This window comes from Bacillus hominis (assembly GCF_018332515.1).
GTDB classification, from domain to species: domain Bacteria; phylum Bacillota; class Bacilli; order Bacillales; family Bacillaceae_G; genus Bacillus_A; species Bacillus_A hominis.
This window is the reverse complement of record NZ_BOQD01000067.1, coordinates 1-5,536: the sequence shown is the minus strand read 5'-3', so window position 1 is coordinate 5,536 and position 5,536 is coordinate 1. Positions and strand designations below refer to the sequence as shown.

7 protein-coding genes and 2 pseudogenes are annotated in these 5,536 nt (G+C 33.4%); 5 read left to right on the top strand and 4 right to left on the bottom strand.

Annotation, left to right across the window (positions count from 1 at the left end):
* Positions 1-117: 117 nt before the first annotated feature.
* The 5 genes and pseudogenes from KI356_RS08490 to KI356_RS08470 form a co-directional block, all read left to right on the top strand.
* A complete protein-coding gene (locus KI356_RS08490; RefSeq protein ID WP_212935248.1) occupies positions 118-330 on the top strand; it encodes a hypothetical protein in 213 nt (70 codons plus the stop codon).
* A 382-nt stretch (positions 331-712) separates the two neighbouring features.
* A complete protein-coding gene (locus KI356_RS08485) occupies positions 713-1,159 on the top strand; it encodes a MarR family winged helix-turn-helix transcriptional regulator (RefSeq protein WP_000817662.1) in 447 nt (148 codons plus the stop codon).
* Positions 1,160-1,191: 32 nt separating this feature from the next.
* A complete protein-coding gene (locus KI356_RS08480; RefSeq protein ID WP_064470405.1) occupies positions 1,192-2,136 on the top strand; it encodes an acetyl-CoA carboxylase carboxyltransferase subunit alpha in 945 nt (314 codons plus the stop codon).
* Positions 2,137-2,259: 123 nt separating this feature from the next.
* Positions 2,260-2,378, top strand: a pseudogene (locus KI356_RS08475) (IS6 family transposase); the annotation flags it as partial.
* A gap of 121 nt (positions 2,379-2,499) precedes the next feature.
* Positions 2,500-2,727, top strand: a pseudogene (locus KI356_RS08470) (IS4 family transposase); the annotation flags it as partial.
* Between the two features lie 196 nt (positions 2,728-2,923).
* Here the strand turns inward: KI356_RS08470 and KI356_RS28160 are convergent.
* The 4 genes from KI356_RS28160 to KI356_RS08450 form a co-directional block, all read right to left on the bottom strand.
* The gene (locus KI356_RS28160; protein ID WP_238486185.1) at positions 2,924-3,205 is read right to left on the bottom strand and encodes a hypothetical protein; all 282 of its coding nucleotides are present in this window, start codon (positions 3,203-3,205) and stop codon (positions 2,924-2,926) included.
* 132 nt (positions 3,206-3,337) lie between these two features.
* A complete protein-coding gene (locus KI356_RS08460) occupies positions 3,338-4,063 on the bottom strand; it encodes a signal peptidase II (protein WP_212935246.1) in 726 nt (241 codons plus the stop codon).
* Between the two features lie 15 nt (positions 4,064-4,078).
* Entirely contained in the window at positions 4,079-5,188 is a 1,110-nt protein-coding gene (locus tag KI356_RS08455; protein ID WP_212935245.1) for a DUF58 domain-containing protein, read from the bottom strand.
* On the bottom strand, positions 5,185-5,536 hold a 352-nt coding region (locus KI356_RS08450), incomplete at its 5' end, for an AAA family ATPase (protein WP_369009426.1). The genes KI356_RS08450 and KI356_RS08455, both read right to left, overlap by 4 nt.

Here is a 5,536-nt window from a genome sequence, read left to right as displayed (position 1 = left end):
TAGTTAATTTCTCAATATAATTTCTGCATATGATTCCATTCAAAGATACAAAATATCTAAGTAACTATTTATAATTACATTGTTTTTATATCTAAATTCACAAAGGAGCTACATAACATGGATGAAAAAAATCTATTAAGTCAACAACTTAACCACGTATCATCAGATGCTCTAAATACTCCTAGTAAAGCTCAAGAACAGATGGAAGAAACATCTCAAGAGGCACATAATCCAGACAACACCAATGTTAAAAAGAAAGGCATTACTCAAGATTTACATGGCGTGGACTTACCAATTTCAGACGTATATAGAACAACGAACAAAAAGTAAATTTCAAAGGGAAAACTCTTAAGAACGAGTAAACTTAATTCTTTTCCCTTTTCCTATTGGGGTACCGCCACATGCCCATCAACTTAAGAATTTAGAATTCCCCCCAAAAATTATGAGTTTTTTGTTACAAGTTATCACAAAATTTCGTTTTTGGGGTAGTTTTATTTTCTTAGCTTGATTTCGATGAGCGGTACCCCATAAAGGCCCCTGATACATAATTGATGTTCTGCCATTTGTAGAAAACAATCCACTTATACCATTTTAACAAGAAGAAATATCTCGTCCATGTTGTAATATTGGCTTACGTTAAGCTTGTGAAAAAATCATATTCATGTATAATACAATTGATGTATGATACAATAGTTGTAGGAGGGTGACCTTTTTGAAAAGAGAAGATGCCTTAAAACTAAGAACAGATATTAAGAAAATGATTATAATAACTGGGGTTTTTGAATCTCAAAATTTGCCCAATGGACCATTTGAAAAACCTTTACCAACTTCTCAAATGATGGCGTTAGAAGAACTAGAGGTGGAAAAATTAACTGTTTGGCAACTATCCAATAAACTTAGATTAGAGACTTCAACTGTAAGTAGATTGGTAGATAAGTTAGTAAAAAAGGGGCTTATTTATCGTGAAGTAAATGAAAAAAATAGAAGAGAACTTTTTCTGCACCTCACAGAAAAAGGTCACATAACTGTTAATTGCTTAAGAGAGCAATCCATTACATTTTATCAAAGTATTCTCAATAATTTATCAGAATCAGAACAAAAAATTGTTGTGGATGGTTTTGAATTATTTATTGATTCTATTTCTAAGCCTTTTGATTAGAGTGAGGTAAATCATAACATTTGGAGGATAAAATGAGCTTGGATTTTGAACGTCCTATTATTGAATTAAAAGAGAAATTTGATGAATTAAAGAAAATTATGAAAGAAAATAATGTAGATTTATCGTCAGAAATTCATGTATTAGAAAAACGTTTAAATAAAATGCAAGATAAAATTTATTCTAATATTACATCTTTTCAACGAGTTCAAATTGCAAGGCTACGTAACCGGCCCACGACATTGGACTATATACCTTTATTGTTTACAAACTTTCTCGAACTTCATGGTGATCGATTATATGGTGATGATAAAGCAATGATAGGTGGTATTGCAAAATTTAAAGGGATGCCCGTTACGGTTATTGGTCATCAAAGAGGTAGAAATACAAAGGAAAGTATAGAAAGAAATTTTGGAATGGCACATCCAGAAGGTTATAGAAAAGCGCTAAGACTTATGAAACAAGCTGATAAATTTAATCGCCCTATTATTACATTTATTGATACAATAGGCGCCTATCCAGGGAAAGGGTCTGAAGAACGTGGAATTTCTGAAGCGATAGCTCGAAATCTATTTGAAATGGCTACACTTAAAGTGCCAATTGTTTGTATTGTAATTGGAGAGGCATCAAGTGGTGGAGCTCTTGGCATTAGTGTCGGTAACCATATCCATATGTTAGAGTATTCATGGTACTCGGTAATTTCGCCAGAAGGAGCAGCATCTATCCTATGGAAGGACGCTAAGTATGCTCCAGAAGCTGCTGAACATATGAAAATTTCAGCAAAAGATTTAAAACATTTAGGAATTATTGATGAAATCATTCCTGAAATTAAAGGTGGAGCACAAAATGATATAAAATCACAGGCAAAAATGATTGAATCTGTAATCGAATCATCTCTAAAAAAATTGATACTATTATCCTCGGAAGAGCTTATACAACAGCGATATGAAAAGTATAGACAAATAGAGAATTATAAATGAAAATATTTAAAGTCCGTATTACATTTCGGAGGATTCTCGCAAAAAAATTCTAAATATTTTGTAAGTAACCTCTTAAACTGGGATATGCTGATACTATTACTCTACAAAAGATGTGTGATCGGTATGGAAAAGGAAAATTTGTTCAAATGGAAGCATTATCAGCAAGATATTATTTTGTTAACTGTACGTTGGTACGGTACAACTTAATTTTTCGTGATTTAGTAGAAATGATGAGGAACCAGGATTATCCTACCATTATGCTAGAAATATATATGTTATATTTTCTTTTCCACTACCTTTGCACCAGAACCAAAAAATACGCTATTCTTTCTGTAGAATCATAGGAAAGGATGGCGTTTTTGTATGTATCTATCAATTTCTGACGAATTACAATTATTTGCTGAAGAATTATATGAATATCTTACCCCTTCATTTTTGGAAAATCTCGCTAGAGAGCTAGGTTTTGTAAAACGAAAACGTAAATTTTCAGGGTATGATTTAGCTACTATATGTGTCTGGATTAGTCAACGAGTAGCGAGTGATTCATTAGTCCGATTGTGTAGTCAGCTACATGCATCAACAGGAACTCTTTGTCATTTAAAAAGAGGACCTGCTATTCGTAGCAAATCCTCTTTTGTTAACCTGAAACTTAATAAAAAAATGCTTTCTTTAAATTATTTTTGAATGAATTCCAACAAAAAGGATATTTCCGTTTTACTTTCATTCGCTATCAAGCATATACAGTTTCATACGAAATCGATTAAAAATTCGTACCATCCTTTTTAACCTACATTGGATAATACGATTGTAATGGGTAATAAGGCTGTAATGAATAACACGATTGTGATGGGTAATAAGGCTGTAATGAGTAACATGATTGTGATGGGTAATAAGGCTGTAATGAATAACACGATTGTGATGGATTATGGCTTCCCTGCATTTGCTGTGCTTGAAATGCTTGTTGCTGCGCTTGTATAGCATGATGAACAGCTTGAATAGTACTTTGTGCAGGCCCCTGCCCCCCTAAAGGACGCATTTGCGTTTCATTGTAAAAACAATTGCGAAACATTCTTTATTCACCTCACCCCTGCAGATATTTTTGTCTTCCACCTTTCATACTATGAATATTGAATTAAGATGGATAATACATGAAACATTACACCTTGTAATTCCTAAATCTCTTTCTTTCAATTATTTTAACTTAATCCAATTTCCCATCCCCCTCTATCCACTTCATTGTTTTTTCCACATCTAATTCCGTAAAAGTCTTTTCACCATATCGAACAGACTCATATATCGAAATAATGTCTCTCGTTCTACAAATTCTTTTCAACCACTGTTGCATCGTTTCATAGGACCTTCGCTGCTCGTGAAATGGTAAAGTTCTTTCCCATTCAACTAATATTTTCCTTATCGTATCTGTAGGTATCGGTTGCTCTGACTGATGAATGACTTTTTCATTTTTTACGGTTCTTACCGAATTCTCTTTTGTTACCGATTGTTTCTCCTGCTCTAGTTCTGTTTTCGTCAACTTTTTCCTAATAGATTTGTAGAGGAAATATATAATTACAACTGCGATAATCACATAAAAGGCTATAGTAATCCATGTATTTGAGAGCACAGAAAATACGTCTCCCCATGAATTTTCCCGTTCGAAACCTTTAAATTTTTTACCCGTTGGCGTCCTATCCCTATTTTCTCCTACTTTTGTATTTTCCAAAGGTCTGCCAGTGCCATAATCTTCATTATTTATTGTTTCCTTATAAATTTTTTCAGATTTCTTTTCACTAAAAAAATGCTCTTTTACTAAGTCTTGTACATGCACAACACCTTGTGATAACGATATTGCACTAATCGCAAAGAAAAGTATGATTAAAGCTCTTACACTCCAAAACTTCACTTTCATATGGCGCTTTTTATTCAACATGATATAAGCCCCTTCTTATTCTTTAATTACAATCCATTTATTCGTTCTACTGTATTTCCTTGGTGAAGTACCAAGAATTAAAGGAACCGCATCCAATTCCTTACGACGAAAACCAGCTGTGTAAAAATAAGAAGAAGATACCGGAGTATCCTGATTCGATATGGAGGCAAGTACCTTTAATACATTTTGCAAATGTTTCCGATTATCGCCGTTCTTTATATGCAGCAAGCCGTTACCTTTTACGCTATTAATCCATAATTCAAATGAACAACCTTGCATGAGTAGTTGTTTGCATATACCTGCTGTTAATTCAATAAGCTCTTCAATATCATTTCGCAAAGAAACGCCACTTTTATTTTGTAAATTCAGATAAACCGCATATTTATCTGATTGTGTTCGTTCATACTTTTTCGCAGTTATCGTCCCTGTTTTCGCTGTTGCACTCCAATGGATGGAACGAAAATCTTCATTTTCATAAGATTTTACGCCCATTACTTTCGTCTCATCATATAGAGGGGAAGACATTGCTTTTCGAAATCCACGTGACCATTCTTGTAATTCAGGTACTTGTATTTTCGGAACAGCAGGTAAAACTAAATAGGACGGCGTATCAACTTGACTATATGTTATATGGTTCGTTATAAATCCAAAAGGATCCGTAATAACAATTTCAACTTCTTCCCATTTCGCAATACCTCTTTTTAATGCTATAGCTTGCATATCAAATGAAACTGTCTCTCCACCTTTTATATTAAAATTCATATAATAATTTGAACCTGTACTATGATTTTTGTTTAGTTCCTCATGATCCCAAGTTAGCTTATTTTCACATTTAAATCGAAATACAACATGAAAAATAGGGAATATCGATTTATTTGAAATTATTATTTTGCACGTGTTCGTTTCACCGATAAAAACATTCGAATTCCCTTGATCGTATTCCCAGTTAACGCGAGATACTTTACGTATGTATACATGCGTAGTTCCTATTAAAATTAAATACAAAAATACGATAGATAAAATTAGTAGATTACTTGAAAATATACATAAAATAACGGCTACAACTGACATAACTCCTATTATGAAAGGCTCCGCTAAAGGTGTATACACAAGTTGTTGCTTCATCGTACATTCTCCACTGGTACACTAATTGTATGAAGAATTTCTTTAATGATTTGTTCTTTAGTCGTTTTCATCTCGCCTTCAATCGTTAACGTTAAACGATGAGCACAAACGGATGCAGCAAGCACCTTTATATCATCTGGCGTACAGTAATCTCTTTCATTTAATATCGCCCGTGCTTGGATTGCCCGCATAAATGCCAATGTGCCTCGCGGGCTTACACCGATTTCAATTAACTCATGCTTTCGAGTTGCTTCAATAATTTCAAGAAGATAATCTTGCACATCATTTCCTACTAACACTTCCCTTGCACGCTTTTGTATATTTATAATTTCTTCACTTGAAATAATA

Excerpts from the sequence above, each read along its gene's own strand:
- KI356_RS08460 (WP_212935246.1), bottom strand. The coding sequence starts at position 4,063 with ATGTTGAATAAAAAGCGCCATATGAAAGTGAAGTTTTGGAGTGTAAGA.
- KI356_RS08480 (WP_064470405.1), top strand. The coding sequence starts at position 1,192 with ATGAGCTTGGATTTTGAACGTCCTATTATTGAATTAAAAGAGAAATTT.
- KI356_RS08455 (WP_212935245.1), bottom strand. The coding sequence starts at position 5,188 with ATGAAGCAACAACTTGTGTATACACCTTTAGCGGAGCCTTTCATAATA.
- KI356_RS08490 (WP_212935248.1), top strand. The coding sequence starts at position 118 with ATGGATGAAAAAAATCTATTAAGTCAACAACTTAACCACGTATCATCA.
- KI356_RS28160 (WP_238486185.1), bottom strand. The coding sequence starts at position 3,205 with ATGTTTCGCAATTGTTTTTACAATGAAACGCAAATGCGTCCTTTAGGG.